Source organism: Natrinema hispanicum (genome assembly GCF_900111485.1).
Taxonomy (GTDB): domain Archaea; phylum Halobacteriota; class Halobacteria; order Halobacteriales; family Natrialbaceae; genus Natrinema; species Natrinema hispanicum_A.
Genome location: NZ_FOIC01000001.1, coordinates 156,215 through 181,549, shown reverse-complemented (window position 1 = coordinate 181,549; position 25,335 = coordinate 156,215). Strand labels below are relative to the sequence as shown.

At 56.8% G+C, this 25,335-nt stretch carries 29 protein-coding genes and 2 tRNA genes; 18 read left to right on the top strand and 13 right to left on the bottom strand.

Going from position 1 to position 25,335, the window contains the following annotated elements; translation table 11 throughout:
- Positions 1 to 44: 44 nt before the first annotated feature.
- The 4 genes from BSG09_RS00975 to BSG09_RS00960 form a co-directional block, all read right to left on the bottom strand.
- The gene (locus BSG09_RS00975; protein ID WP_092929170.1) at positions 45 to 734 is read right to left on the bottom strand and encodes a peroxiredoxin; all 690 of its coding nucleotides are present in this window, start codon (positions 732 to 734) and stop codon (positions 45 to 47) included.
- 236 nt (positions 735 to 970) lie between these two features.
- Positions 971 to 1,819: a DUF1641 domain-containing protein gene (locus BSG09_RS00970; RefSeq protein WP_092929168.1), complete on the bottom strand. Its 849-nt coding sequence runs from the start codon at positions 1,817 to 1,819 to the stop codon at positions 971 to 973.
- Between the two features lie 2 nt (positions 1,820 to 1,821).
- The gene (locus BSG09_RS00965; protein WP_092929166.1) at positions 1,822 to 2,985 is read right to left on the bottom strand and encodes an NAD(P)/FAD-dependent oxidoreductase; all 1,164 of its coding nucleotides are present in this window, start codon (positions 2,983 to 2,985) and stop codon (positions 1,822 to 1,824) included.
- A gap of 544 nt (positions 2,986 to 3,529) precedes the next feature.
- Positions 3,530 to 4,618, bottom strand: a complete 1,089-nt coding sequence (locus tag BSG09_RS00960; RefSeq protein WP_092929164.1) for a sulfurtransferase — start codon at positions 4,616 to 4,618, stop codon at positions 3,530 to 3,532.
- 226 nt (positions 4,619 to 4,844) lie between these two features.
- Between BSG09_RS00960 and BSG09_RS00955 the strand changes: the two genes are divergently transcribed.
- Positions 4,845 to 6,020, top strand: coding sequence for an MBL fold metallo-hydrolase (locus tag BSG09_RS00955; RefSeq protein ID WP_092929161.1), 1,176 nt, complete (start codon positions 4,845 to 4,847; stop codon positions 6,018 to 6,020).
- 20 nt (positions 6,021 to 6,040) lie between these two features.
- Positions 6,041 to 6,190 carry a DUF7512 family protein gene (locus BSG09_RS20570; protein ID WP_175542114.1) on the top strand — a complete coding sequence of 50 codons (150 nt, stop codon included), beginning with the start codon at positions 6,041 to 6,043 and terminating at the stop codon, positions 6,188 to 6,190.
- Between the two features lie 170 nt (positions 6,191 to 6,360).
- Here the strand turns inward: BSG09_RS20570 and BSG09_RS00950 are convergent, their stop codons facing one another.
- From BSG09_RS00950 to BSG09_RS00935, 4 genes are all read right to left on the bottom strand, one after another.
- Positions 6,361 to 6,936, bottom strand: coding sequence for a carboxymuconolactone decarboxylase family protein (locus BSG09_RS00950; RefSeq protein ID WP_092929160.1), 576 nt, complete (start codon positions 6,934 to 6,936; stop codon positions 6,361 to 6,363).
- 243 nt (positions 6,937 to 7,179) lie between these two features.
- Positions 7,180 to 7,728, bottom strand: coding sequence for a GNAT family N-acetyltransferase (locus tag BSG09_RS00945; protein ID WP_092929158.1), 549 nt, complete (start codon positions 7,726 to 7,728; stop codon positions 7,180 to 7,182).
- Between the two features lie 112 nt (positions 7,729 to 7,840).
- Positions 7,841 to 7,911, bottom strand: a tRNA-Gly gene (locus BSG09_RS00940).
- A gap of 128 nt (positions 7,912 to 8,039) precedes the next feature.
- Complete coding sequence (locus BSG09_RS00935) at positions 8,040 to 8,738, bottom strand: class I SAM-dependent methyltransferase (protein WP_092929156.1); 699 nt, start codon at positions 8,736 to 8,738, stop codon at positions 8,040 to 8,042.
- A 204-nt stretch (positions 8,739 to 8,942) separates the two neighbouring features.
- Between BSG09_RS00935 and BSG09_RS00930 the strand changes: the two genes are divergently transcribed.
- Positions 8,943 to 9,014: transfer RNA gene (locus BSG09_RS00930), tRNA-Ala, on the top strand.
- A gap of 114 nt (positions 9,015 to 9,128) precedes the next feature.
- On the opposite strand, the gene BSG09_RS00925 is transcribed toward BSG09_RS00930, so the two are convergent.
- A complete protein-coding gene (locus BSG09_RS00925) occupies positions 9,129 to 10,136 on the bottom strand; it encodes a tyrosine-type recombinase/integrase (RefSeq protein WP_092929154.1) in 1,008 nt (335 codons plus the stop codon).
- A gap of 202 nt (positions 10,137 to 10,338) precedes the next feature.
- On the bottom strand, positions 10,339 to 10,752 hold the full coding sequence (locus BSG09_RS20565; protein WP_254799165.1) for a helix-turn-helix transcriptional regulator: 414 nt from the start codon (positions 10,750 to 10,752) through the stop codon (positions 10,339 to 10,341).
- Between the two features lie 348 nt (positions 10,753 to 11,100).
- On the opposite strand from BSG09_RS20565, the gene BSG09_RS21225 reads away from it, so the two are divergent.
- On the top strand, positions 11,101 to 11,412 hold the full coding sequence (locus BSG09_RS21225; RefSeq protein ID WP_092929149.1) for a helix-turn-helix domain-containing protein: 312 nt from the start codon (positions 11,101 to 11,103) through the stop codon (positions 11,410 to 11,412).
- Between the two features lie 415 nt (positions 11,413 to 11,827).
- Entirely contained in the window at positions 11,828 to 12,958 is a 1,131-nt protein-coding gene (locus BSG09_RS00900; protein WP_175542112.1) for a DNA cytosine methyltransferase, read from the top strand.
- Here BSG09_RS00900 and BSG09_RS00895 read toward each other — a convergent pair.
- Entirely contained in the window at positions 12,948 to 14,864 is a 1,917-nt protein-coding gene (locus tag BSG09_RS00895) for a DUF262 domain-containing protein (RefSeq protein ID WP_092929143.1), read from the bottom strand. The two genes, BSG09_RS00900 and BSG09_RS00895, sit on opposite strands and share 11 nt — an antisense overlap.
- Positions 14,865 to 15,008: 144 nt before the next feature.
- Positions 15,009 to 16,184 carry a DNA cytosine methyltransferase gene (locus tag BSG09_RS00890; protein WP_092929141.1) on the bottom strand — a complete coding sequence of 392 codons (1,176 nt, stop codon included), beginning with the start codon at positions 16,182 to 16,184 and terminating at the stop codon, positions 15,009 to 15,011.
- A 92-nt stretch (positions 16,185 to 16,276) separates the two neighbouring features.
- Here BSG09_RS00890 and BSG09_RS00885 point away from each other — a divergent pair, with 92 nt between their 5' ends.
- Positions 16,277 to 17,221, top strand: a complete 945-nt coding sequence (locus tag BSG09_RS00885; RefSeq protein WP_139246174.1) for a PDDEXK family nuclease — start codon at positions 16,277 to 16,279, stop codon at positions 17,219 to 17,221.
- Between the two features lie 9 nt (positions 17,222 to 17,230).
- On the opposite strand, the gene BSG09_RS00880 is transcribed toward BSG09_RS00885, so the two are convergent.
- The gene (locus BSG09_RS00880) at positions 17,231 to 17,899 is read right to left on the bottom strand and encodes a tyrosine-type recombinase/integrase (protein WP_254799164.1); all 669 of its coding nucleotides are present in this window, start codon (positions 17,897 to 17,899) and stop codon (positions 17,231 to 17,233) included.
- Positions 17,900 to 18,065: 166 nt separating this feature from the next.
- Between BSG09_RS00880 and BSG09_RS00875 the strand changes: the two genes are divergently transcribed.
- From BSG09_RS00875 to BSG09_RS00815, 12 genes are all read left to right on the top strand, one after another.
- The gene (locus tag BSG09_RS00875; RefSeq protein WP_092929137.1) at positions 18,066 to 18,485 is read left to right on the top strand and encodes a hypothetical protein; all 420 of its coding nucleotides are present in this window, start codon (positions 18,066 to 18,068) and stop codon (positions 18,483 to 18,485) included.
- 1,121 nt (positions 18,486 to 19,606) lie between these two features.
- The gene (locus BSG09_RS00860) at positions 19,607 to 19,930 is read left to right on the top strand and encodes a hypothetical protein (RefSeq protein WP_092929133.1); all 324 of its coding nucleotides are present in this window, start codon (positions 19,607 to 19,609) and stop codon (positions 19,928 to 19,930) included.
- Positions 19,930 to 20,685 carry a hypothetical protein gene (locus tag BSG09_RS00855; RefSeq protein ID WP_092929131.1) on the top strand — a complete coding sequence of 252 codons (756 nt, stop codon included), beginning with the start codon at positions 19,930 to 19,932 and terminating at the stop codon, positions 20,683 to 20,685. The genes BSG09_RS00860 and BSG09_RS00855 overlap by 1 nt, the downstream gene beginning before the upstream one ends.
- Before the next feature lie 4 nt (positions 20,686 to 20,689).
- Entirely contained in the window at positions 20,690 to 21,346 is a 657-nt protein-coding gene (locus BSG09_RS00850) for a hypothetical protein (RefSeq protein ID WP_092929129.1), read from the top strand.
- Positions 21,343 to 21,888, top strand: a complete 546-nt coding sequence (locus BSG09_RS00845; protein ID WP_092929127.1) for a hypothetical protein — start codon at positions 21,343 to 21,345, stop codon at positions 21,886 to 21,888. The genes BSG09_RS00850 and BSG09_RS00845 overlap by 4 nt, the downstream gene beginning before the upstream one ends.
- Positions 21,885 to 22,463 carry a hypothetical protein gene (locus tag BSG09_RS00840; protein ID WP_092929125.1) on the top strand — a complete coding sequence of 193 codons (579 nt, stop codon included), beginning with the start codon at positions 21,885 to 21,887 and terminating at the stop codon, positions 22,461 to 22,463. Before BSG09_RS00845 ends, BSG09_RS00840 begins: the two co-directional genes overlap by 4 nt.
- Positions 22,460 to 23,248 (top strand): ATP-binding protein, encoded by a 789-nt coding sequence (locus BSG09_RS00835; RefSeq protein ID WP_092929123.1) that lies wholly within the window; start codon positions 22,460 to 22,462, stop codon positions 23,246 to 23,248. The genes BSG09_RS00840 and BSG09_RS00835 overlap by 4 nt, the downstream gene beginning before the upstream one ends.
- 4 nt (positions 23,249 to 23,252) lie before the next feature.
- The gene (locus tag BSG09_RS20560) at positions 23,253 to 23,429 is read left to right on the top strand and encodes a hypothetical protein (protein ID WP_175542111.1); all 177 of its coding nucleotides are present in this window, start codon (positions 23,253 to 23,255) and stop codon (positions 23,427 to 23,429) included.
- A gap of 103 nt (positions 23,430 to 23,532) precedes the next feature.
- Positions 23,533 to 23,808: a hypothetical protein gene (locus BSG09_RS00830; RefSeq protein WP_092929121.1), complete on the top strand. Its 276-nt coding sequence runs from the start codon at positions 23,533 to 23,535 to the stop codon at positions 23,806 to 23,808.
- A complete protein-coding gene (locus BSG09_RS00825) occupies positions 23,809 to 24,300 on the top strand; it encodes a hypothetical protein (protein WP_092929119.1) in 492 nt (163 codons plus the stop codon). It begins immediately after the preceding gene.
- Entirely contained in the window at positions 24,300 to 25,037 is a 738-nt protein-coding gene (locus BSG09_RS00820) for a hypothetical protein (RefSeq protein WP_092929117.1), read from the top strand. Before BSG09_RS00825 ends, BSG09_RS00820 begins: the two co-directional genes overlap by 1 nt.
- 6 nt (positions 25,038 to 25,043) lie before the next feature.
- Entirely contained in the window at positions 25,044 to 25,265 is a 222-nt protein-coding gene (locus BSG09_RS00815; protein ID WP_092929115.1) for a hypothetical protein, read from the top strand.
- Positions 25,266 to 25,335 lie beyond the last annotated feature (70 nt).

Below are 25,335 nucleotides of genomic sequence, written 5' to 3'. Positions count from 1 at the left end.
GCGGTCACCCAACAGAGGGTGCCGCTGGGGGTATCAGTCAGTTGTTACTGGTCGCGGGTGACGAACCACCAGTCGTAGTAGTTCAGGTCGTTGTCGTCGGCAGCAGCGGCTTTTCGGTCCTGAGCGTCTGCTTCGGTTCCCGGCGGTGACAGGAGGACCTGGTCACCGAATTTGTCGTTGTTTGGCCAGTCAGCGGGAGCGGCGACACCGTCGTCGTCGCTCTTCTGAAGTGCACGCAGCGAGCGGAGGACTTCGTCGATGTTACGGCCGATCTCCATTGGGTAGGTCAGACGTAGCCGAACCGTCCCCTCCGGATCGATGACGAAGACGGTGCGGACGGTTGCCGTTCCTGCACCGGGGTGGAGCATGCCGAGTTGCTGGGCAACCGCTCCCTGATCGTCCGCGATGATCGGGAACTGAATGTCGACATCGAGGTTCTCGGCGATCCACTCCGTCCACTTGATGTGCGAGTGGACGCGGTCGACCGACAGCCCGAGCAGTTCGGCGTTCAGCTCCTCGAACTCCTCGCGACGCTGCTCGAAGGCGACGAATTCAGACGTACAGACGGGCGTAAAGTCACCGGGGTGGCTAAACAGGACGAGCCACTTGTCTTCGTAGTCGTCGGGCAGCGAACGCTCACCCATGCTCGTCTCGACGGTCAGATCGGGGAACGTATCGCCGATGCCAGGTACGTCAGTCGTCGGTTCGTCCGTGGGAGCGGGTGATTGCGTCATTCTTCATCACCCTCTTAGGATTAGGGGTATTAAAGTTGATTTCTACCAACTATATTTTCTTTTTCGAGAAACATACTACACCATACAGAGCATATTTTCCGATAGTTCGATCAGGACGGCGTTCAGACGGCGCTACAACGGTGCGCCGTCGGTTTGAATCGGAAAAAGCGTGGTTGCACCGTCACACGGCCTGCGATCGGCGTGTGCGTATGCCTCGACTCGGTTCGATTGTGACGTTATCGTTCCTGTCGGTCCGACTCCTCGATTGAGGTGCTCCCGAGTGCGCGGGCGGCTGCAAGGAGCCGGCCGAGCGCACGCCGGACGTCGGCGTCGAACAGCGCCTTGGTGAGCCCAATCAGGCCGACCGGTTCGGGGTCGTCCTGCGTGAGTCCCTCGATCGAGGCATCGACGACGTTGGTGAACTTCGGATCGCCCATCGTCTCGACGAGCGCGATCATGTTACCCGCGTTCCGCCCGAGTTCGTACATGTCGACATCGGCGTCCTCGTGGGCATCCGCAAAGCCCGCCGCGGCCATCCGGAGATCACGGATGACGTTCCGGTTGTCCTGAGCAACGTCCCGCAGTTCCGGGGTCAGATCCATCGCCAGCTCGTGGGTCGCATCGAGCAAGTCGAGCATCTCCGCGAGCGTCTCGGTGTTGTCACCGAGTTTCTCGAGGAGGATAATCGTCTCTTCGCTCTCTAAGGCGAGCCGAACGCGCTCGATAACCTCGCGGTTCTCGCGGATCGCGACCTGCAGCTCCGGAACGAGATCGTCGGACAGCTCTTTCGAGACTGCGAGGATGTCAAGCAGTTCGATGAGCGTGTCCGATTCTTCGCCGACCTTCTGTAAGAGGACCAGCGTCTCCTCACGCTCGAAGGCCATGCGCAGCTCACGGATGGGTTCGCGGTTCTCACGGACGGTCTCGCGGAGTTCTGGGGTCAGGTCCGCGGCCAGTTCTTCCGCGACCGTGAGCAGCTGGAGCAGTTCCGCGAGCTCCGCTTCGTTTTCCTCGATCGCGCGTGCCAGTTCGGTTTCGTCACTGAGCGTGCCGTCGGCGTCGAGGGATCGTTCGTTGCTCGCCATCGTTATGGGAGTGGGTCGTAGCCGCGCAGCCAGGAGTCCCAGTAGAAACTGGGCAGGATATTGACGTCCATGATCCAGTTCATCCGGCTTTCGACGGGCGCGGAGATGCTGTTCTCATAGTCGAATTCGGCGACCATCGCCTTGCCCTTCTTCGTCAGCAGCGGACAGGCAGCGTAGCCCTTGTACTTTGCCGTCTGGCGTTTGTCCTCCATGTGTGCCGTGAGGTTGTCGAGGACAACGTGAGCCTGCTTGCGCGCTGCAGCGGCCGTCTTGGCGTTAGGCGTGTCACAGCCGTCACCGAGTGCGAAGACGTCTTCATACTCGGTGTGCTGGAGCGTGTGTTCGTCGACAGTGACGTACTCGCTGCCACCGGTCAGCGGCGAGTTGTCGGTGAGTGCCGGCTGTCCGTACTGCGGTGGCACGGGCGCGTAAAGATCGTACTCCTGGGTCTCGCCTTCTTCGGAGTAGATAACCTGCGCTTCGTGGTCGATCTCGTCGACCGTGAAGTTCAGGTTGGCTTCGATGTCACGGTCTGCCCAGATCTCCTCGAGTTTCTCGCGATACGGCGAGACGCCGAAGACAGCGTCGCTGCCCTTGGTCATGACGACATCGACGTCGTCGCGGATGCCCTTTCGGCGGAAGTAATCTTCCGCGAGCATCGTCATCTTCAGCGGCGCGCCGCCGCACTTGATCGACGTGTCGGGGACTGAGACGACAAAGGTGCCGCCGTCGAAGTCCTTGAGCGCCTCTCGCAACTGCATTGCGGCCTCGAAGTGATAGAACGGGTAGACCGAGTCGGTCTCTTCCCAGCCCTCGAGCATGCCGGGCGTCGTCTCGGGTGCGAGTCGGTGGCCCAGCGCGACGACGAGGTAGTCGTACGACAGCTCGCCGTCCTCGAGTGCGACGGTCTTTGTGTCGGGATCGACACCTGTTACGGCAGAGTGCACGAAGTCAATACCGTCACTGAGGAGCCCGCGGATGTCCCGGAATTGATCTTCGGGCTCCATATACTCGAACGGGAGCAGATAGAACGAGGGTTGGTACGCGTGTTCTGTACTTTTGTCCACGATGCTGATCTCCGCGTCGGAGCGGTCCAATCGACGACGGAGCATGTTGGCGGTCATCGTGCCGCCGACGCCAGCACCAAGCACGACTATATGGTCCATAGACACCTAGCCTTTAGACGTATACTACCTGAATGCTGAGGTTGCTGAAATAATAGTTGGGAATAGTTCTCCCATACTGAAACTCACAGAAAAAATTGCTGGGAGTTGCCAATCACGCGCTGGTCGACCGCTGACTGCCGAGTTGCATGGCAGATATCCGCGTGTCGTCTCAAGCGATCCGTCGTGAGACACGCGGTGAACAACCCGTAATTATTGCTTCCTTTCGTCGGCGACACCGACGACGCACAGAAAACTGACTGGAATGCCATCAACACGCTCACAGACGGGCGAAACGCGGAAATGGGGGAGCAATCGCTCGCGACAAACGCCACGACTCCAGGTCTGGCCGCCACCAGGAATTGCATCGGGGGCGGTCATGGCCGTTAGTTACAATCCTCTTCGGAACCGCAGACTGTTCGATACGCCGAGCCATAGTCCTCACGGCAACGGGGTGCCGATCGGAGGACAATCGTCAGTTCAGATGTGGGGCCGCCAGTGGCGGCACTCGATTATAGCGGCTGACGGATGGATAGCAGGACAGGGGTTACAGGTCGGTCGAATCGCAGGTTTCGACCGGGACATCGACGAGGTTCCCCCACTCGGACCAGGAGCCATCGTAGTTTGCGACGTTCGGATAGCCGAGCAGTTCCGAGAGCGCAAACCAGACCAGGGCCGAACGTTCGCCGACGTTACAGTAGACGAGGATTTCGTCGTCTTCGGTGATTCCAGCTTCGGCAAACGGTCGTTCGAGAACCTGTTGGTGCTCGAATCGGCCACACTCTCGGACGACGCTCTCCCACTCGATGTTTACGGTTCGGGGAATGTGTCCGCTTGCACGCGCGGGTGCGTCGGCCTCGCCACAGTATTCCTCGGGCGACCGGACGTCGATGATAGAGACATCCTCCGAGAGCGCACTCTGGACGTCCTGGCGGTACGCGCGGATGTGGTCGTTCGGCGGTTGCGTCTCGTACTCGGCGGGCGTGACCGTCGGGGTCGTCTTCGTCGTCGGATAATTGTTCTCGGTCCAGTAGTATTTGCCCCCGTTGAGCAACCGGACGTCCCGATGGCGGTAGTACTTAAGCGTCCAGTAGACGAACGCCGCGAACTCGTTGTAGCCATTGCTATAGAGAACAACCGTGCTGTCGGGCGTGATCCCCCGCTCGCCCAAGATGTTCTCGAGTCGGTCAGCGCTGGGAATCGTCCGCGTGCCGGCATCGAGGAAGTCTTCCCGCGGATCGAGTTTGATGGCACCCGGGACGTGGCCCTCCTCGTACTCGGTCGAAATCTCGACCAGTCGAAGGTCGGGATCGTCCGCCTTGAACGCTTCAAGCCGTTTGTGCGCACTGTCCGGCTCAACGAGGACCTGTTCGGGATAGCCAGTGCGGTCGTTTCCGATCGACCGATGGCTGATACTGTAACAGGTCTGTCGCCCGTCGTGAAGCGCCGGTGCGGCCTCGATCAGGTGTTCCTCCTCGAGTTGCGTGAGTCCATATCGTGCCGTCCGCGAACAAAGAAGTGTCTCCTCCGTGATCTGTTTGAGCGTCATCGACCCCTCCCGAGACAGTGTCTTATAAATGAATTTCGAGCTCGGCGGAAGGTCCATCAGCGCCTCCTCGATGTCTGAGGTTTGCATTGTCCCTACAATATCAGTAAGAACTTGCGCGTAAAGACGCTATTGGTATATTTGTCTCCAGTGTCAGCTTTGAGTCCGGTTCCGGGTCGTGTGCGCCGAACCGCGGGCAAAGTTGCGGAAATTATGTTGGGTACCTCCGCACTTTCCTCTCACCCCCGATATTTGAGGGAAATTATTCTCCCCGCTCAAACCGTTTTACGTGGGCACTATATACAATACAGTGACGATGGTCGAGACAATCACTGCTGAAGCGTTGCGAGATATGATCGACGCCGACGAGGACTTCGTCCTCTTCGATACCAGGTCTCCCGAGAGTTTCGAGGACTGGCATATTGCCGGTGCTAAGAACATCGAGTACTCCGGGAGCAACGACGAACTCGTCGGCGAGTTCGACGAAGACGCCATTGATGCGGACGATACCGTCGTGACGATCTGTGCGACGGGCCGATCCGCGAACGGATTCGCGAACTACCTCGAGGACGAGGGACACGTTGACGAGGTCAAGACCGTCGAGAACGGCATGGAGGCCTGGAGTATGGTCTACGACGTCGTGCCGGTTGCGACCGAAAACGACGATCTCGTCATCGTCCAGCTCCAGCGGCGCTCGAAGGGCTGCCTGGGCTACCTCGTCGGTTCGAAACGCGCCGGCGAAGCCGCACTCGTCGACGTCACCCGCGCAACCGACGAGTTCCTCGAAGCCGCAAGCGAACGCGGACTCGAGGTAACTCACGTCCTCGACACGCACATCCACGCCGACCACATCTCGCGAGGTCGACAGCTCGCCGACAAGCTCGGCGTGCCATACCACCTCGGCGCACCTGCCGAAACTCGAGACCCGCAGTTCGAGTTCGACCCCATCGAGCCCAACGACGTCGTCGAACTCGGCGATGTCGAGATCAAGGCCGTTCATACGCCGGGCCACACGACGGGGATGACCTCCTACCTCGTCGACAACGAGGCGCTGCTGACCGGTGACACGCTGTTCGTCGAATCCATCGGTCGAACCGAGCTCCAGTTCGCGGACAAGGACGCCCGCGACGGCGCTCGCGTCCAGTACGAGACGCTTCACAACGTCATCATGACCGAGCCCAACGACGTCAAGATCCTGCCGGGGCACTTCTCGGTCACCAACGACGGCGAGTACATCGACGTGACGCCCGGCCAGCCGATGTTCTCGACCGTCGGCTACCTCTGGGAGAACAACGAAATCCTCCGCATGGACGAAGAGGACTTCGTCGATCATATGTTCGACAACCTGCCGTCGAAGCCACCGAACTACGAGCAGGTCATCGCGACCAACGCCGGCGAGTACGAACCCGAAGACGAAGACGAAGAGACCGAACTCGAGCTCGGTCCGAACCGCTGTGCCGCCACGTCGGATAGCGCCGTCGCCGACGACTGAAACCCCAACCCTGTCCCATAATGTTTGGCATCGAATCCCTGTCGGGAAACGCGCAAGCAGTTGCCCTCGTTGGTGTCGTCTTACTCGAGGCGATGATCCTCTACGTCGGGTACGGCGGCCTTGAGCAGGTCTTCGGGGACTACGTCGTGGATCTGCTGCGAGGCGAGTAACGAGAGCACTGTCAGTGTTGACGTGGTGACCTGGGCGGCCTCGAGGCTTCGGGGTCGCAGCTCTAGCGGTGTCACTGTGCTTCGTGCGAGCACGGGCATCTCACCATTCCCCTCCGATTCCCGGCGTCTGGTTTCCGCCGGTTGTCAACAGAACCACACTCCTCGGGCAACTATACTCGACACCGCTCGCGCAGCCGTTCGACGACACGACTGATTCCGGTCGACGCCGATCGAAGATACTGTCGTCCCGCATGAACACGCTGCGCGAGTGCAAACCGGATCGCGTCGTAGGTGTTGCCCAGCAGGTTCCCGATGTAGATCGCACGGACGAACGCGAGAACGTCTGCAGCCGTTTCCGGACCATACGTCTCTCGCAACGCGTTCCGTGCATCTCGACCCGGGTTCCCGTCCGTCTCTGCGTACTGCTGGGCAAACACAAGCGCAGGCCGTTCATTGTCGTCGACTGCCGATCTGATGTCGTTCTCGAGGAGCTGCGTGATCGTCTCCTGCTCCATACCGGTTTCGCGTGCGACATCAGTGTGGTACCGGGTACAGTACTGACACTCGTTGACTGCCGTGACCGCTAACATGATCTTCTCTGCGAACTGATCGCTGACTCTGTCGGCACGTTTGGCACGAATGAGCCGTGGGAAATTATGGATAAATCGAGCAATACCAACCGGGAGCGACCGGATCGTGAACCTCGTCTTCTGAAACTCGGCGGTGGCTTCCCCCGTGGCGTTCATATCGGGATCTACTTTTTCAGTCGCTCGTAAGTCGATTGCGGTCGACTCGAGCGGTAGACCGAGTCAGAGCCGAACCGTGATCGCTCCGCGTCCGGCACACACCACGCCCATAGTCTTGTTCTTTATTAACAATATTGCCCGACGCCCCTCACACCCACTCTCGAGCTGCAGCTGTGCGCTCCCCGAGTGAGACTGCAGACCAGTAGCTGCTACCCACCGAAGTGATCTGACTACCACTGACCGTCACTCGTCGCGTGTCTCGCGGTCCGGCGGCTCGTTGTCACGACGCGTGTCGAGAAACACTGTCTCGTCGTCGGAGAGATCGCGGTCGCGAAACTCCTCGAGTCCGGCCTGATAGCGCTCGCGGTCGGTCCACCCAGTGTCGTCGTCCGGCGTCGGATACTCGAGGATCAGTTCCGCGATCCCCGTCGTCTCACCGGTGTAGGCAAAGCCGGCCCGGTAGAGCGCTTCGTAGGCGAAGGGATTGTTGACGGCGATCCGGAGCCGTTCATAGCCACGCTCGCGGGCCCGATTGCGGACTTCTCGGCAGAGTGTAGGACCGATCCCCTCGCCGCGCCGGTCGCGGTCGACGGTCACGTAGCGCAGCCACAGCGTGTCCGCATCGGTGCGATCCTCGTTGAACGCGACTGCCGCGACGATCTCGCCGTCCGCTGACCGCGCCACCGCCTTGCCGGTGTTCGTCATGACGAATTTGCCGGCATAGCTGAACCGTTTGTAATCGAGCCGGAGTTTGGGGCCGTCGGGTGGCCAACCGAGCAGTTCGTACTCCACGGGCGGTCTTGGAACGCAGCTTACTACAATCCACGGAGTCTGCCCGCTCTGGTCTTCGAGATGTGAAGAGAGCGACACTCGATGTTACTTGTGACGTTGCTCGCAGCAGAAATGCGCGGACCGGGATTTGAACCCGGGCCATGAGCTTGGAAGGCTCAGGTCCTACCACTAGACCATCCGCGCGCATTCTCCGGTTTTCGTTCCACGTTTAAGGCTCTTCCTTTTCCGATCCGTCGCCCGCCCGTGAGTGCCGCCGCCGTCAGCCGATCATCAACCGACAACTAGCGTCTCGAGGCGCTATCCGCGGTCGACTATAGTGTCGACTCCGTGCCTGCCACCGTCGCATAACAGTTTCCGCTCGAGACCTCCGACTCGAGCACCGAGAGGTCGCTCTCGGCCAGCTCCGTTTCGAACTCGTCGGGTGCGTAGATGTGATAGAAGCGATCGACCGTCTCGCCACCGGGCAGGGTCCACTCGACCATCGTGTCGAAGCCATCGGTTTCGTCGAACCGGTCGTGAGCGGTCGACCACGCGCTGACGAGCGCGCGGCCGTCGGACGCCAGCACCCGCGCGAGTTCGTCGAGACTGGCCCGGCGAGCGCGCTGGGTCGGCAGGTGATGCAGCGTCGCGACGTAGACGGCGAGATCGACGGTGTCGTCCCCCAACGGCAGCGAAGCCACATCCCCCTGAATCAGTGCGACATCGAAGTCATGCTCGAGCGCGCGCTCGCGGCCCGTCTCGAGCAACCCGCGGCTGACGTCGAGTCCGACGACGGACTCGAGATCGGCTGCCAGCAGTTCGGCGTGGCGGCAATTGCCACAGCCGAGATCGAGACCCACACCAGCGGTGTCGCAGTCGGTCGCGTGGCGCTCGACGAAGGCTTCGACTTCAGGCCACGCGTACTCCCGCGTCGAGGCGAAGTGGGTCGCGATACGGTCGTAGGTGTCACGCACGTCTCCGCGGCTGGTGCGCTCGTCGTCTCGACGGTCACGGTCCTGATCCCCGGCCATCGGTCAGGCTTCGTCGGGGAACCCGCAAAAAGCGTTCGTAACCTGCCTGGACGGAACCCGCTGTGATATCTCAATTGGCCGATCACGACTTCAGCGCCGATGACCCCGATCGAGCGGCAACCGATGAGAATGTGTGAGCATGACGGGGCTCGAGGAATTCGAGGGGTTTATCTATACCCGACGGGAACTGTGGGATGCGTACGAGGGCTCGTAGATCAGGGGTAGATCACTCCCTTGGCATGGGAGAGGCCCCGGGTTCAAATCCCGGCGAGTCCACTCGAAATTTGGCTTTTCAGGCCTTCTACTTGCTGAATTCCGTTCCCTGAGGGTATTCTGACGGCTATCGATGCCACAGTGCTGACAGCTGCTTGCTTGAGAGTCATGTTCCTGTTATAGGTCTTCGATGAAGTCGCGGCGCTGTTCCATCTTCTCACGGTCTGTACGGCGGTCATAGTGCCGATCGAGGATTTCAGAGGAAACGTCACACCGATCGCTGACGATTTTCTCTGGAATATCCTCGCGGAGCTGGTACGTGATCGCCCCGCGCCTGATCGTGTGCGGCGAGAGACTGCTCGGACAGTCGTAGTAGTGCCCGTACTCCGTGGCTTCGCAGTCCTTCGGCTCGCGATCGTGGGGACAGCCCTCGATCATGCAGGGCTGCGTAAGTCGGTACACCTCCGAACGGATCTGCCCGGAACTCAGCCGCCCTCGATCGCTTGTCACGAGCGGCTCGCGTCCGTGCTTGTCCACGACGTCGTGACGGTGAAACCGGATGTACTCGTCGAGGACGTCGCAGTAGTAGTCGTCGAGCGCAATCGCCCGCTCGGCTGGCTTCTGGTTCTTGAGCGGCGTCCCGGTATCCGGGCGGTGGCGAAGCCAGAAGCACTGTTCGTCGGGCTCGTAGTCCTCGAGGTCGACCGCTCGAAGACTCCCGAGGCGGATCCCCGTATGCCAGAGGATCGCCATGATGACGTGCTCGCGGCTCGCGCGCTTGTACCGCTCGAGGTAGCCGATAATCTTCTGAGCGCGGTCGGCATCAAGCATCTCGTCGCGCGCTTCGTCACCGCGGTCGACGTCCGGCAGCTTCACCCGCTCGCGCATCCCAGGCTCGACGGCGTCGATCGACGCGCAGAACTCGAGGAAGACGCGCAGTGTTGCGAGCTGCCCGCGAAGCGTGACGATGTTCACGTCTTGCTGTCGCCACACGCGGTATCGGTGGAGATCGCGACCAGTGAGGTCGTTGAGGTTGTCGATTCCGACCGTGTTACACCACTCGACGAAGGCGTTGAGCCGGTACTTGTGGTTCTGGAGCGTCTTCGCGCTCACCTCGAGTTCGCGGTGCGAGACATAGAGGTCGACCGCCTCGCGCGGTGTGATCGGCTCGAGGTCGTCGCTCATGCGCTGACCCTCCGTGTCGCGAAGTTGCTGAGTCTGCGGAAGACACCGCCTCGACGGAGTTCTCTGCCGTCTTCGGTGTGAACGATGTGGCCGCCAGCGTGGCACTCGGTACAGCGATAGCAGGCCGCGTCTGTCTTTCCCCAGGCAGTTCTCCGGGCAGTCTCCCCGCAGGTCGCGCAGGAGACCGTCTCAGGCTCGGCACTCATCGGTCTCCCCCGTCGGTTGCGGCCATCTGAAGCCCGCAAGCATCAGCACGCCGGCGGACACTTTCCTTGAGCAGTGCTTCGGCCTCGGTCGTCAGCGTGTAGCTGTTCGTTCGTCCGTCGAGTTCGCCGCGTTCGATGAACCCGTCGTCAGTCAGGCTATCGAGGTTTTGGTACAGCCGGCTGTGGAGAACGTCGTCGTAGTACTCCTCGAGATCCTCCTCGATTGCGAGTCCGTAGGGATCTATCCCGTCCGACTCGATACCGGCGATCGCCTCGAGAATGTCGCGCTGAAAGCCGGTGAGGTCGCCCCACTTGGTGCCGCCATCGGCCACCAGTTCGCCAGCCGGTGCTTGCGGTTCTGCAGTTGCTTCCGTATCGCACCCGCCGTCAGCGCGGAGCGCTGCACACACTCGACAGGCGGGTTCTTCGCGTCGAGCGTCGTAGCCCGTCGCTCGAGCGCCACAGGCGCACCGAGCGTCAGACCTTTTGGTTGGCGATGCCTCTTGCCGTGCGTGGGGTGCACGCCCCACGGAAGTTCCGAGATTCATTCCAGATCACCGGAGCTACCTTCTGGGCGGCGCTCCAACGCCGCCCGGCCTCACATACCAACAAGAGTCATCTTCAGCCGAGTTGGCAGCTCCTCACCTGCACAATTAGAGTGGTATTGCATAAATGCACCGGTCGGGCATATTGGTCAAGTTTTAGTCTAATCAGTAAATTGCGGAGGATTAGGTGTATCTGTACCGTCTGAGAACGTGATGAGACAATCTGGGACATGGATGACGATTTGGGATGATCGAATTCTCGAGATCATTCGCGACGAAGATGCTGGGCGGGTTGGGGATCTTACCGAAAGAGAGGCTATTCGTATATCTCCATCCTCAGTATCCCGACGATGCAAGAAACTTGCAGAGCATGGATTGCTCACTCCTCTCGGAAACGGAGTATACACAATCACTGATCGAGGAGAAGCGTATCTCGACGAGGAATACGACGCTGAAAACGAGGTCTATCTCAACGGGAACGGATCGAACGACGGCCCAACTGCAAGCCAAACCTCTGAATCGTAATGAGTCGAAAACCCGCTCGCTGGATGTGTACGCTCGATGAACGGATTCTCGAGCATCTCTCGGAAGATCCCTGGTCTACACCGGAGCATATGTCTCGAGTTATAAAACTCACCGCTTCGCGCGGGCGAGTTGAAGAGCGGTGTCTAATGCTCTCTGAGGTTGGACTGATTATTCCGATCTTTGAGGATAGCGATATGTATGAGATTACCTGTGAGGGTGAAGAATATCTTGACGGTAAGCTTGATCCCGAGAATCGGCCTTCTCCGACGATACACCGTTACTCAAATCACGAGATTACGTAGTATCCAACTCCACTCGGCAGTTCGAGTTCTCTGCAGTTGATTGTCGACAATCTATCAGCTATCTTCTGTTAGCGAAACGGTTATACATGAATCATTTAATGAATCAAATAGTCATGGGTAAGCCGACTTGTATTGATCTCTTCGCTGGTGCCGGCGGGTTTTCTCTTGGATTTCAAGAGGCTGGTTTTGACCTACTTGCTGCTGCAGATAAAAGTGAGGCTGCCTTAGAGTCATATGAACATAATCTAGAGAACGTGACTACTGCGGGAGTATATCTTGATAAAATTAGTCCTCAAGAACTATCCGAGAGGGTGAATGTTGAGCCAGAAGAGGTAGATGTTGTCATTGGAGGACCTCCGTGTAAAGGTTTCTCGACGGCAGGAAAAATGGACCCAGATGATCCTCGAAACTCACTGGTTGCCAATTATATCAATATTGTCGAGTATTTTGATCCAGATGCAGTTGTGATGGAGAACGTAACTGGAATCCTTCACATGGCGGATGGTGAATACAAAAAGCGGATAATAAGAGCATTTCGGGACGCCGGTTATAATATTGAGGATCACCCACCCACCCTTCGAGCTGCTCATTACGGAGTTCCCCAACTCCGTGATCGTGTATTTTTCCTCGCTTCGAAAGAAGGGGTGATTGAACCACCATCTCCTACGCACTATGGTCCTGATGATGATCGCTCTGCTGAATCCAGAGATTTAGAAGAATACATCTCTGTTGAAGATGCTATTGACGATCTCTCCTATCTCAGGTATGGTGAGAAATCTATGGAATACGAGCTAAGCGCGACCACCGACTATCAAGAAGAGATGAGAGATAGCTCAGAGAAGATCTTCAATCATAAAGCTACTAATCACGGTGAAACCGTTCGGGAACGGTTTAAGCGGTTTGAGCCTGGTGACGAGATGGGCGATCTCGACGAAGAATATCAGACTAAAAAACATTCAATGAAACGTTGGGATCCAAAAAAGCCTGCACCAACAGTCACAACACTTCCTGAAGATTTCATACATTATTCTCGACCGCGTATTCCTACCGTCCGTGAGCTCGCGAGAATTCAGTCTTTCCCGGACACATTTGAATTTAAGGGACCCCGAACAACGGGTGGTAAGCGTCGACGAAATACCGTTCCTCAGTACACTCAAGTAGGAAACGCGGTTCCTCCGAAACTAGCAAAATCTGTTGCTGAGGCAGTAAAGGAGCACCTGCAGACCAATTTGATTACGACTTGATTTGTTGGGTCACCTCTTCAATTAGACTCTTTTCCCGCTTGGTCACAAACTCTTGATAATTGTCTGGAACTGGGAACTCATTGGGGAAGCTATTCACACGCTTGTATTGCGCTCTCTCTGTGTCACTAAGTGTATCCAGCCAATCTCGAGGTAGTTCGTCATTCTTTTGCCGGTTTACTTCTTTGGGAAGCAACTGAAGGTTCCCGATTCGATGAATATTGAATTCCTCATCTTCATCTAAATCGACTTGCCTCTCGATATGATCCGATCTGGAAGCAGGGAAGATGTGATCCACCTCGAGATTGTCTACATCGGCGTACTCAAAGGCTGGAGTTGAGAGGTTGAGAATCGCAGCAACATCCCAGCTCGTGAAAATATTGTTCCGGCCACGCGTTCCGGTGTCATATTCTGCATTTTCTACAATATTTCTCACGGTATCTTCGCCAATTTCGATATCGAGATAGTCGAATATGTAGCTAAATGCCTCCTCTTCTGGGAACTCTGAATAATTCCGATCCATATTTTCATGGAGGAAGTTTGAAAGACGCGTTGCCTCAACACGTCCAAGTGATCCTTTTGAAGATTTCAGTAGAAGAAGTTTGGACAAGAACCGATAGATATTCTGGAGATTATCTGTATCTTCAGGATCGGCATCTGGGTTATAGTAATAGAACTTAGCTAATGCCGCGATCATCGGCATTGTTGACATTGTTTTTCGCGTGAAGCCTAATGTTGTGACAGACTTGAGAGCAGCGTCAAGGCTGTAACAGAACCACTGACAATCGCCTGTATCGTGCGTGGAAAACCTCTCCCCGTCTTTCAACCATTTACCACGGATTGTGAGTAGCTCGTTATCTGATAAATTACTCACTGGCTGTGTCTTCAGCACGTCATTTATTAGGTAGACAGAATATCGCATGAAGAGTTCCCGGTCAATTTTCCTATCATATTCCTCAAATGCTTCCTGATAACTCTGAACCCATTCCTTTGTTTTCTTTCTGGGGTTGATTTGCTTCTCTTCTGGCTCAGTAAATGGCCAGGTACTCATCATTCGTGACATCAAGAGTTGATGCGGATCTGGGTCCTCACCTTCAACATTAATACGCTGGAAGATCTCTTTGATCTCCGATGAAGACTTCTTCACATCTTTATTCGGGAGGGTAGCATCAAGAATTCTGGATTCAACCTTCGGGATGACTTCTGAACGAATGTCTAGCAATTCATTTCGTCGATCTTCAGTCAGATTAACATCATTGAGCGTTTCCTCTGTGATTCTTCGGAGTTCTCGAGCGTTTCTCACCTCACGATTCTCGTTCATCATCTTCGGAAGCGGGAACCAATATCGCTGGGTTCCATCAGATGATTCTACGTACCCGAACTCGTGATTAGCATCATAATCATCTGTTCTTCGGAACTCGAATTCGTAGTCTCCAGCTAAATTCTCACCGTCAAAGTCAGGATGACCAAGGAGATTAATACAAAGTTCATAGGAGGACCAATCATTGATGTTCTCTCTTCGTCCTCCTCTTCCAGTGGTGTACTTGAGTCGTTTACCGAATAGTCCAATAAAGAGGGAAGTTAGGCGCTGCTGCCCGTCGATTACGAGATAACTCAAATCAACGTTCTCCTCATCGGCTTCTTCATTGTACTTCCAGAACCCCTCCTCATTGACTGGATCGGGAATGGCTCGATCATCGTCAGCATAGTTTCGGATGAACTTATACGGATAATAATCGGCATTGGAATGGGCCACGTCCCACCGAGTTATGAGACCAACAGGATACTCCCTAATGAGGGAATCAAACAAGTTCTCGGTCTGTTTTTCGGACCAGACGAACTCGCGTTGCAATCCCGGTAGGAAGATACGGTGGTTCAAGTCCTGAATATAATCTGAAATGCTCGGCATGTCTGAAACTATATTGAGATGTACTAATTACTTTCGAGTTATATCGAGATAGATGTCACATCAGGCCGTACAGAAGTGTATCGTGGAGAATATGATTGTGTACTTGCATACAATACTATTAGTGTGTGAATCTAACCAAATTCGTCAACTTGGGTCCAGACGATCGAGACGCTCTTCCGCTGCTTTAGCTGGATCATCTCCTTCAAGCGTTGCTCTTACATGTCGTGCAAGAGCTTCTGCCATAATCGGTGGAACTGCATTGCCTACTTGCGAATATTGAGGGAGTGACTCGTCTCTCCGATTCCCGCCAGTCGTTCGTGGCCCCTCAAATTTAAACCAGTCAGGAAACGACTGCAGCCGTGCCATTTCTCGAACAGTAGGTATCCGATTGCGCGAATAATGTACCAAGTCCTCTGGTAGGGTTGTTATGGTTGGAGAAGGTTGGTCTGGACGTAATCGATGAAGAGTGTATTTGCTCGTCTGTAGCTTCTCTGGAAGATCGTCCATACTATCCCCGGGCTCCATCGCTTCAAATCGCTCCTGAACACGGGTACCATGATTAGGAGCTGTATGATTATAGAGTGAACCACTGTGATTCTTGCGCATTAATCGCTGGTAATCACTGTGTGGTATATCCATATACTCGGTGCTGCTCTCTCCGATACCAAGAAACGCCAGATCACTCATTGCTTCTTCAACTGTTTGACAGCTGCGAGTTTCAGAGACAGATCCTAATCGCTGCTGACCGGTATCGGTAATATGAGTACGACGTGGTCGGGAAACTGGGTGAGAATCCCGATAGCCAATAAAGAAGACGCGTTCTCTCCGTTGTGGAACTCCGTAATTAGCACTATTGAGCTCGAGCATTCGGGTATTATATCCTAAATCACGTGTGCGTGAGATGATCTCGTCTACGTATGCACCATCTTTTATCGATTTCACACCAGGGACGTTCTCTATTATAATTGCATCAGGTTTCAGAGCCTCGAGTACATCTATGTACCTTCTGAAGAGAGTATTACGAGCATCATCCTCGTTTTGACTACCAGTAATGCTGAACCCCTTGCACGGTGGCCCACCAACTAAGACATCTACGTCACCAGTACTAAATTCGCCCTTGTCCAGAAGTGGCTGAACGTCATCTGCTAAATTGGAGATATCTGCCTGAAGGAATGGATGGTCAAAATTTGCTTGATAGGTTTTACCGGCCGTCTCATGATAATCTGATGCAACGAGAATATCGAATCCAGCATATTCAAAACCGAGACTGAATCCACCAGCACCACAGAAGAGATCTACACAGGAGGGTCCATCGCTCATGAATGCCCGTTTTTCATATCAAGGCAAGATACTGCCGATCCGATCAGGAGAAGTCAACAAGATTTAGAATGGTCTTGTCCAATATATTTGTAATGAATCTCGACGATATTGATGTCGATGCTCTCCAAAATGAAATTCAGGGTGATGGCCTCCTTGATGAAGTCCGTGAAGAGCATATGCCAGACTCAAACACAATGTCCGAAGAGGCGATTAATAAATGGGAGGACGAGAATTACGAAATTACACCAGACAGTGTAAAAGAGAATGCTGATCATTTACTCCAGTCTCTTTTAAAAAGGGAACAGGATTTGTATAATCACTATCAGTCACAAGTATATAGCCAAACATTGGTTTATTTCCTTAAGAACCACTATGATGTTGGTCAAACTGCATTATCGTCATTCGATAATGATGATGACGATGATATGGAGTATGCAGACTATGCTACGCTCCAATCGCTTTTTACATCGCTTGAAGAAGACTACAAGTCGACAGATGGGTTTGTGTCCTACTTTGAAAAGATATTGCCAAAGATCTATCCTGCTATGGACGCAATCAGTGTTTCTGCACAACAGTCCCGACGAAAACGTGCAGGATCAAGCCTTCAGAGTCATTTACTAAACCTCTTTGACCGAGCGAGCTTTACTGTGGAAAATGTGATCTCTGCTGGCAATGGACACATATACCAGATAAAGAAGAAGAACGAGCCTGATGACGTAGGAACTGTCGATGTGTATATCTCCTGTCTCACGACAATGCGGGATCGATTCCGACAATCCTTATCTGATTCGTCAGCAGTTCTGAGCAAAGAGAACCAACGTCGGTTCATCGCGACTGCATCTGGTACGACCTTGATTACTGCCTCAGCCGCAGATGATGTCACCATCAAGAAGGTCCGTGAAGTAACGAACGAAGGTTTCACCCTGATAGTGTTTGAGGAAGTAAAGAATAAACAATTCCCAGGCATTGAGGGGGTGATCTCTTACAAAGAGTTCTTCAGCGACCAATTGCCTGAGATCTTGAATATAGACCGCTAATAGGCCTTACTAACTCATACTATCTGAGTTTGTACCGGCTGATCCCGTTATAGTGGTTATACGGCCCGTTTCTCTGGGTATATCTCCCTCGAGGTAGCTTACTTTCCCCCGCTCCCGTCGGATCGCTTCCGGCGAGAACTCACCGAGGTAGTGCCGCCGAAACGTCTCCCAGTCATCCCAGCCGCCCCAGTCCATTACAACCGACGGTAGCACACCTTGCTCGAGCAGATTCGTCCCCCAAGTCCGACGGAGGTCGTGGACATCGAGGAACGACCAGCCACGATCTCCGCTTTCAGCCTGAAGGCGTTCGGCAGCTCGCTGCACCCAGCGGTAAACCGTCTTAGCAGTAACGCCGACGATCGGCTCGTCCGGTGCGATCCCGGCAGCATCCGTATGGGCCTCGATGTACGTCGCCAGACGATCGGGAACTGGCGGCTCGCGGTAGTGTTCCTGCTTCGCAACGTCTTCCCATACTCGCAAGTGTGTCCCGGTCGGCGTCTCGACGACATCAGCGGGCGTTATCTGGACGATCTCGCAGCGGCGCAGTCCACATCGACCGGCAAGCAAGAACGCGATCATCTGGCGGTTGTTCTCCGCCTCGTCGATCACGGCTTGCAGTTCATCGTCACTCAACCACACGCGCTTCCCGTCACGTTGCGGGTACGACTTGAGTCTCATCGCTGTCCTCGATTCTCATTTTTAGCCCAACAAACCATGAAGAATGGGGTTATCAGTACGGCGATCGACCCCAATCTCGAGGTGAATTGTCCGCGAAGACAGGTTTCGCGGACACGTCTTCCTACTCTGAAGAACGCTTATCCGCGAGGTTTCCTATCAATGGAATATGGAGAATATTGAGGGTCAGGTTATAGCGGATGTGCGAAGTCTCACAGGAGATGTCCCTGAAGCGTTCTCATGGTGTGTCGACGTAGACGATGACATCTACATCTTTGAGCTTGGCGACGGCTCGTTTCTCATCCCCGTCAGTGACTATGAGGGGAACGGACCCGGAGCATGGCGAGGAAAAGGAGTCAACGACTGGGAAGAACTTGCTGGATCACTTATCGACTCCATCGCACCGATGTCCACTGACGCAATGAATTACCGCGACTGGGACGACCAATCAGGATACCGACCACCTGTAATAACGCTCGATACTGAAGAGCGATTCTTCCCCGCTGGCGATCCCGAGGGTAATCAGCCTGGTGTACTCTACCGAATATTGGGTAGTAAGACTTTCATCGTGGACTTCGAGCAGGCCTAAGAAGTCCTCCTTCTCTCGAGCATCCTTCGGATAGTTCTTTTCTTAAACACGATGGCTGTGGACAGGAAAGCAATAGAGGGCTTTTCACATATGTGTAAGCCCATTAATACTGGTATGTCTGCCTGTTCGAATGGATAAAGTATAACTCCAAACAATAACAATATTCAAATAAGCCGTCTCCGAGAGGTGGCGGCGTCAAGACCCACCGTCTGACGAAATTGGAGGGGACTCTCCCGTTGATCCTAATCCAGTCAACGTTGGGAGGCCTCTCTGGTGGACTCCGAACAGTGGGCAGAGTTGAAAAACAATGTCCGCTAAAGATGGGGACAATAGTTCCCAACGGCGGTGGGCTACGCTTCGCAAACAGTTCGAGGATCCTTCAACGTGGGATCGCTTGGACAAGGCGCGCGACGTACTGAAGACAGCCTATTGGCTGTTGAAAGTCATTAGCACGCTAAGTGCCGTTTAGGCGCTTCAGAAGCGTGGTCCGCCAGAAGAATAGGCCTCTAATTATAGGGGCATTCGCCCCTTTGTCAGGAAAAGGGAATTTCATTGCACCGTTATTCTTATTAACTAGTCTATCACACTCCTAGTTGGATTAGGATCAACGGGGGAGTCCCTAGGTTATGACTCTTCCATTCCTCTAATTGCTGAGCCCTAGCTCTACCCTCACTGCACCGTTATTCTTATTAACTAGTCTGTCCAATACCTAGTTGGATTAGGATCAACGGGAGAGTCCTAGGTTATGACTCTTCCATTCCTCTAATTGCTGAGCTCTGGCTTTGTATTGCGTCTATATCTCAAAAAGAGCACTTCACTCAACTGTCTGGTCGTGGATAGTCGCTCGGATTAAGCACTGAGACTTCCCACGTCCCTGTATCAGTCCGCGTCACCCGCACTGGCTGATCTTTCACGTTGCCCTCGTCGTCGACCAATCCAAGCGCCCGAAGCTCGCTCTTCGGGAGCACAACACCGCCCGACGTACGACCAACTTGTACCAACTGATGGATCGGCATGGCTACGTTTTGAACTGGTGCTGAATCTGTTTAAACATTGGTCTCACCAGTACGAGACTATGATATTCCCGACCGCTATCACTCGCTCGAGCGACCCATCTGAGCATGGGTGCAGACAACCCGCCACCGACTGACGAGAAGCTTCCCGACGAGATCTACCACGACCGAAATCTCCTCGCGATCGCCTTCGCGAGGGCGATGCGACTTACCTGGGGACCGGATACCGCGGGCTGGTACCGCCACGACGACTGGCCCGTAGTCTGGGTTGACACCCCAGCCGGCCAGAAGTCGTGGCACGTCACGCCCGGCCTCGAGGATGTCCTCGAGCGCTCACCACTCGACAAGCGTGAGCCGATCGGCGGCTACGACGGCCACTCGCGGACGCTCAAGAACTGCCGGCTCGCTCGCTATATCACCCGATCTTACTGATGACGGAGCGAATCGAGTTCGGATCGAAAGCAGCGGCTGACCAGTTTCGCGACAAGTACACCGACCACCTCTGCAGTGACGACGACCGCCGGCTCAAGACCGTCGTGATCTCCTCGAGCGCTCCCGACCACGTTCTCGAGACGGCGACGATCGAGGCCGCGGCGGGGCGCTCCGAACGCGGTGGTCGTGGCGGTCAGGCTAATCTGACCGACCACGAACGCGAGTCAATCAAGTTCTCTCGAACCTCAGTGCCCCACGCCAGAAGCGTGAAGGGGCTGATGATCGAGCAGGGCGTCGACGACTGGCTCGCCTACTACGATCACACGCTCAGCGTCGACGAACACCGCGAGGTTGCCAAGCGTGCGACTCGCGACGAACGCGGTGACCGACTCGACGCTGACACCAACGTCGACGATCGCCTCGCTGACCTCGAGGGTGCACAGGGAGAGCAGTGCGGCCACGCTCGCGACCACTGCGAGGATGGCGAAGACGAAGCGTGCGAGTTCCTCGTCGAGGCGTGCGGCTTCGATGAAGACGACATCGAGGCACTCGTCGCCGAAGCCCAAGCGGACGACCCGCCAGGCGAACTGTACGGCGCGAAGAACCTCCTTTGGCGACGCTACCAGATCGCCGTCGCGGAGGCGAAAGAGGCCGCGGCAGCGATCAACGAGATGAACGACCTGCTCGGGGAGTCAGCGACGGCATTCCGCGAGCTGGGCGATCGGAAACTGACGAAAGACGACATCGACTGGTAACCTCATGACAGGCTACTTCTGCCCCGTTGAGGGGTGCGACAAACACACGGACGAATGGGACGACGACCAACCGCCCTTTGCCTCGAGGGAGGCGGTCAGGAGCCACATCAACGCGATGAGCGGTGACGACCACCAGCGAGCAAGGGACCAAGGGGCCTGGAAGGAGGCCCCGACCAGCAACGAAGGCGCAGACAGCGAGGGGGTCGAGAGCAGCGACGACCAGCAGTCCGAAGCAACCGAGAGCAGCAACGACCAGCAAAACGAGCAGCCAGAAAGCAGCGACGAAGGGGGTGACAGCACCCCCTCGAGCAGCGACTCGACTGACGAGAGCAACGACGACCAGGGAGACGAACCAGTGAAACCCGCAGACAGCACCGACCCGTGGGAGTCAGATGAGCAGGCAAACGACCAGCAAAAAGGGACCACTCAAGGGTCCTCGAGCGGTGGCTCTTCTGCCTCGAGCAGTCCCTCGAGTGGTGGTCTGAATCTCCGGGCAACTGCGATCCTAATCGGGGCGGCGGTTGCCCTCGCCGTGCTGATTCTTTTGTGGCGTCGCCGCCGGTCGAACACGATCGATGTCGACTCGTCCGACCCGGTGCCTGACGAGGATGAGTCAAGCAGCAACGGCATCGATCGTGAAACAGGAGGTGGTCTTCAGTGAGCGACGCCGTTGACGAGGAAGACCTCGAAGGGCCCGCTGACACTGGCGACGAACCCAAGCCCGAAGACGCCCTCGAGGAAGAGGCGTACGCCGAGATCGATCCGGCGATCGCCGAACAGGTGGCAGCAGCCGACACTGAAGACACCGATGACGACGATGGTGTCGACGTCGACGACCCGGCGGATGAACCGGATGAAACCACCGAAAGTACCAGCACGGGTGACCGGAAGACGGTCGGTCACGTCTACTGCCGGGCACTCGGGGCCGGCGCTGCGATCAGCCAGGATCGGATGGGCTCGGGCGTCGACGACCGGTCGGCAGTGATCGACGAGTACGCCGATCTCGCGAAAGAACTCGACCTCGACGAGTACATGGACCAGTGGTACCGGGAGAACCTAAGCGGCAGCTCGGAACTCGGGCCCGGTCAGGGGCTCGTCGCGATGACCTCGCTGTTCGCAGTGATGGTTCTCGTCGAGGACGCGGAGATGCTCGACGGCGCGATCGACTCGATCGGCGGAGCCACGCCGGAGGTGGAAGCATGAACCTCCGAAATCTCGCAACCGGCGGGGATCCACGCAAGGCCCTCGCGACGAAGTTCTTCCAGAGCAGGCAGGCCGAGGCGTTCCTCTCGATCGTCGCCCATCGCGAGCGGCGGATCATGGAGGCCGTCGTCGACCTCCAGGAGGCAACAGACGCCGATATCGATGTGATCGACGGCGTTCCATCGGTCGACGACCGCGTCGAGCAGATTCGATCGATGGCGCTCGCGATGATCGACGAGTCACTCCCTGAGTGGTACATCACCGAGGCGATGGACCTCGAGAACGCCGAGGAAGCCGCTCAGTATGCCGACCTCACTGCCGACGAGTGGGAGACGACCAAGGAAACGTGGGCCGACCGCTATCGCGAGCAAGGCATCGAGGGCGACGTCGACGAACTCGCGACGGCACACATCCGGGCTCGCTTTGATATCGACGATCTCGAGACGTTCCGCGAGGCCGTCGTCGAGTGGCCTGACGATCGACAGCGGGCCGTCCTCGAGGAGGCCCTCGCCGGCGGCCTCGAGATGGCAGAGCAAGGAATCGAAGACGTCACGGAGGAACTCGAAGACCGATGAATCTCGCGTTCGGTGCCCGGACAAACTGGGGCAAATCGTACGGCTTGCAGGCGTACACTGAGCGGAACGCACCCGAGTACGACCGAACAGTTCTCGTCGACTACAAGGACGAGTACACCGGGCTGGTCGAGTCGGGACTCCTGCAGCGGCTTCCGCTCCGACCAGGAACTGAGGAACTGTCACGGTCCCAGTGGCGGCAGATATTCGAAGACAACGGCAGCCTGCAACTGGCCCGCGATGGGATGACTGACGACGCCTGGCGCGAGGCAATCGCCGTCGCGATCGAGGCGCTGGCCCAACTCGAGGAACGCACGTTCCTGGGTTTGGACGAAGCCCATCGACTCGCACCGCAGAAGGGCGGCTATCCCGACGCGATCGACACGCTGGCGACGACGTGGCACGGCGACGGGATGGGTGTCGCGTGGGTGACCCAGAGATTCGCGAAACTCGACGAAGACATCGCCTCGCAGTGTCAGGCGTCGATGCTCGGCGGCTTCGGCAGCGGGAACGACCTCGACAAAGTCCGAGGAATCGTCGAGTATCCGGCTGACGCTCACAAAGCCGACGCGGAACGCTGCCCGCGGACACTCCCCGACGCATTGCTCGTCGACGGCGAGCCGCTCACGCTCCGCCGGTTCAGCGACGACGACGGGAACACTATCGGCTCAGAATGGATCTATTCGGACGACACGACGCTGCAGCGTATCGATTCGCGGGATTGGACGCTCAACAGCACACACTACGGCAGCGACCGAGTGCGGATCAAACACCCCTTCGACGACTAATCAAATGCGCACCGATGTCACGCTTCGCGGAAGCAAGGCCGACCAGTTCGAACGGATTCAGGACCACCTCGAGGACCGACGCGGTCACGATCTCTCACGAACCGATGTTGTCGGCATCCTGATGGCAGAGTTCGAGCAGGACCTCGAGGACGATCGCAGACGACATCGGTCGCGACCGTGACAGCGGTCCGCTGCGGACTGCCGCGGATCATCACCACCAGCGCCGCCTGACTGCGTTTCTGACGCGCTCTTATATCCGAATTCGGCCGGTTGGTCGGACTCGCATGGCGATGAATTTCGATCAGGCCACGCAGGCTCTGACTGACAGTGACGTGTGGATGGATGTCGGCATGGTCGCGGGCGGCTACCTCGCTCCGTACCTCGTCGACACGGCAACTGGCACAATGCTTCCCTCGGAGATCTTCGGTCTCGGTGGGATGGCGCTCGGCGAGACGGTCGTTAGCAACCGAGCGTTCACGCTCGGCTCGGGAGCGTTCGTCGTCCGGGAAGCTGCCGAGCGCTTCAACGCGCAGGGGATGATCAACGAGGTGCTCGCGTAAATGAGCCTCTCGCTGTACGCCGCCCTCGGTGACGTGAGCAAGTACGTCACCACACAGACGAACATCACCGATCAACTGACGCCGGTCCTGACGATCAGCCCCAAAGACGGTGTGGGGGTTCTCATCCGGAACGCCGTCAGCGTCGGCGACAAATCTGGACTGCCGATCTACGGCAAGTTCAACGACTCGAACGGGAATCCGCTCCCAGCGAACACGCGCATCGCGATCGGCTACAAGTCCCCGACCGACGAGAGCATCCAGGTCGTCTCGGATCCCAAGGCCACGATCGCGAGTTACATCAAGAACAGCGTCTCCGACCAGCAGGACGAGCGCAAGGTCGACGCCGTCAAGCACCAGCTCAAGGGTAGCAAGCTCGAGGTGCGTGACATCGACGAGGCGTACATCCTCGTCGATTCGTCCGCGCAGATCGACCACACCAACAGCGAGATCTACTTTGAAGAGTCGGCGCTCGCGGAGGTGGATCTCGAGTAATGGCGATCAAACGCAAGCTCAAGTCGGCAAACTGGGTTCCCGGCAGCCTCACCCTCCGCGAGTTCGACACTCAAGAAGGCACCCCTGGCGAGGCGTCGGTTGTCGCCGAAACCAAGCTCGGACGGCCGCTGCAACTCCGAGACGATCCGGACAGCGAGCTTCGACTCGTGCTACCGGCGTACGAGCACTTCACTACCAACGGGACGGCGGACGATCAGGAGACGTTCGACCTCTCGCACAACGCGATCGACTCGCCGTCGACGGAATCGTTCGTGCTCTACGAGGATGGCACGGTCGTTGAACCGGACAGCGTCGACTACGCTGCTGGCTCGTTCGATTACACGTCGACGGGCACCGACACCGACCTCGACGTCTTCTATATCGCTCGCGACCCGGCATCGGTCGAAATCCGGAAGACCGCACCGGGCGCAGGCGGCAAGGTCAACCAGACGCTCAAGGAGGCACAGACGGCGATTCTCCACACTCGCGACCAGGCACAACAGGAGGTTCGCTTCGGTTTCGAGCGGACGCCGTTGCAGCCGTACCTGCCGCGGAAGTTCAAACTGCAGGTCGTCGTCGACGCACCGTATACCGTCGCGTTCGAGGCCCCCGAGAGAGCCAACGGCACGCCTCGAGCCCGCAATGCCCTGCTGTCGCTGCCGCGGTACCAGACCGAGGCCCGGATCGAGGGCCTGGGTGCGGCCGTCAAGCAGGACATGATCGGAGTTCGGGAGTGATCCACCATGCAGGGTGGCCTTTCGGACGGAACCGGGCCGGGGGAGGTGGCCGTCACGGCGACGACATCGTCGACGACCGCGACCTCGAGCCCGAACCAACCTCAGCAGCCCCCGGCGAGCCCGACCGAGCGGCTCGTCTACGGCACGCAGTGGACGCAGGACGACCTCATGGTCGGCCTGCTTGCGCTGCAGGTGGTGCTGCTGGTCTTCGTCACGATTCGAGCATGATCGGACACACGCAGTGGCTCGTCGCGACGATCTTGCCGACGGGCCCCACGGACAATATCGGAATGGAGGT

What these genes read in the sequence shown, in the direction of transcription:
- BSG09_RS00935 (WP_092929156.1), bottom strand. Translation starts at nt 8,738, where the DNA reads ATGGCCGGGGATCAGGACCGTGACCGTCGAGACGACGAGCGCACCAGC.
- BSG09_RS00855 (WP_092929131.1), top strand. Translation starts at nt 19,930, where the DNA reads ATGACGGAGCGAATCGAGTTCGGATCGAAAGCAGCGGCTGACCAGTTT.
- BSG09_RS20560 (WP_175542111.1), top strand. Translation starts at nt 23,253, where the DNA reads ATGCGCACCGATGTCACGCTTCGCGGAAGCAAGGCCGACCAGTTCGAA.
- BSG09_RS00965 (WP_092929166.1), bottom strand. Translation starts at nt 2,985, where the DNA reads ATGGACCATATAGTCGTGCTTGGTGCTGGCGTCGGCGGCACGATGACC.
- BSG09_RS00880 (WP_254799164.1), bottom strand. Translation starts at nt 17,899, where the DNA reads ATGAGACTCAAGTCGTACCCGCAACGTGACGGGAAGCGCGTGTGGTTG.
- BSG09_RS00895 (WP_092929143.1), bottom strand. Translation starts at nt 14,864, where the DNA reads ATGCCGAGCATTTCAGATTATATTCAGGACTTGAACCACCGTATCTTC.
- BSG09_RS20570 (WP_175542114.1), top strand. Translation starts at nt 6,041, where the DNA reads ATGTTTGGCATCGAATCCCTGTCGGGAAACGCGCAAGCAGTTGCCCTC.
- BSG09_RS00850 (WP_092929129.1), top strand. Translation starts at nt 20,690, where the DNA reads ATGACAGGCTACTTCTGCCCCGTTGAGGGGTGCGACAAACACACGGAC.
- BSG09_RS00975 (WP_092929170.1), bottom strand. Translation starts at nt 734, where the DNA reads ATGACGCAATCACCCGCTCCCACGGACGAACCGACGACTGACGTACCT.
- BSG09_RS00885 (WP_139246174.1), top strand. Translation starts at nt 16,277, where the DNA reads ATGAATCTCGACGATATTGATGTCGATGCTCTCCAAAATGAAATTCAG.
- BSG09_RS00890 (WP_092929141.1), bottom strand. Translation starts at nt 16,184, where the DNA reads ATGAGCGATGGACCCTCCTGTGTAGATCTCTTCTGTGGTGCTGGTGGA.
- BSG09_RS00950 (WP_092929160.1), bottom strand. Translation starts at nt 6,936, where the DNA reads ATGAACGCCACGGGGGAAGCCACCGCCGAGTTTCAGAAGACGAGGTTC.
- BSG09_RS00840 (WP_092929125.1), top strand. Translation starts at nt 21,885, where the DNA reads ATGAACCTCCGAAATCTCGCAACCGGCGGGGATCCACGCAAGGCCCTC.
- BSG09_RS00970 (WP_092929168.1), bottom strand. Translation starts at nt 1,819, where the DNA reads ATGGCGAGCAACGAACGATCCCTCGACGCCGACGGCACGCTCAGTGAC.
- BSG09_RS00925 (WP_092929154.1), bottom strand. Translation starts at nt 10,136, where the DNA reads ATGAGCGACGACCTCGAGCCGATCACACCGCGCGAGGCGGTCGACCTC.
- BSG09_RS00835 (WP_092929123.1), top strand. Translation starts at nt 22,460, where the DNA reads ATGAATCTCGCGTTCGGTGCCCGGACAAACTGGGGCAAATCGTACGGC.
- BSG09_RS00820 (WP_092929117.1), top strand. Translation starts at nt 24,300, where the DNA reads ATGGCGATCAAACGCAAGCTCAAGTCGGCAAACTGGGTTCCCGGCAGC.
- BSG09_RS21225 (WP_092929149.1), top strand. Translation starts at nt 11,101, where the DNA reads ATGAGACAATCTGGGACATGGATGACGATTTGGGATGATCGAATTCTC.
- BSG09_RS00960 (WP_092929164.1), bottom strand. Translation starts at nt 4,618, where the DNA reads ATGCAAACCTCAGACATCGAGGAGGCGCTGATGGACCTTCCGCCGAGC.
- BSG09_RS00900 (WP_175542112.1), top strand. Translation starts at nt 11,828, where the DNA reads ATGGGTAAGCCGACTTGTATTGATCTCTTCGCTGGTGCCGGCGGGTTT.
- BSG09_RS00830 (WP_092929121.1), top strand. Translation starts at nt 23,533, where the DNA reads ATGGCGATGAATTTCGATCAGGCCACGCAGGCTCTGACTGACAGTGAC.
- BSG09_RS00815 (WP_092929115.1), top strand. Translation starts at nt 25,044, where the DNA reads ATGCAGGGTGGCCTTTCGGACGGAACCGGGCCGGGGGAGGTGGCCGTC.
- BSG09_RS00875 (WP_092929137.1), top strand. Translation starts at nt 18,066, where the DNA reads ATGGAGAATATTGAGGGTCAGGTTATAGCGGATGTGCGAAGTCTCACA.
- BSG09_RS00860 (WP_092929133.1), top strand. Translation starts at nt 19,607, where the DNA reads ATGGGTGCAGACAACCCGCCACCGACTGACGAGAAGCTTCCCGACGAG.
- BSG09_RS00955 (WP_092929161.1), top strand. Translation starts at nt 4,845, where the DNA reads ATGGTCGAGACAATCACTGCTGAAGCGTTGCGAGATATGATCGACGCC.
- BSG09_RS00825 (WP_092929119.1), top strand. Translation starts at nt 23,809, where the DNA reads ATGAGCCTCTCGCTGTACGCCGCCCTCGGTGACGTGAGCAAGTACGTC.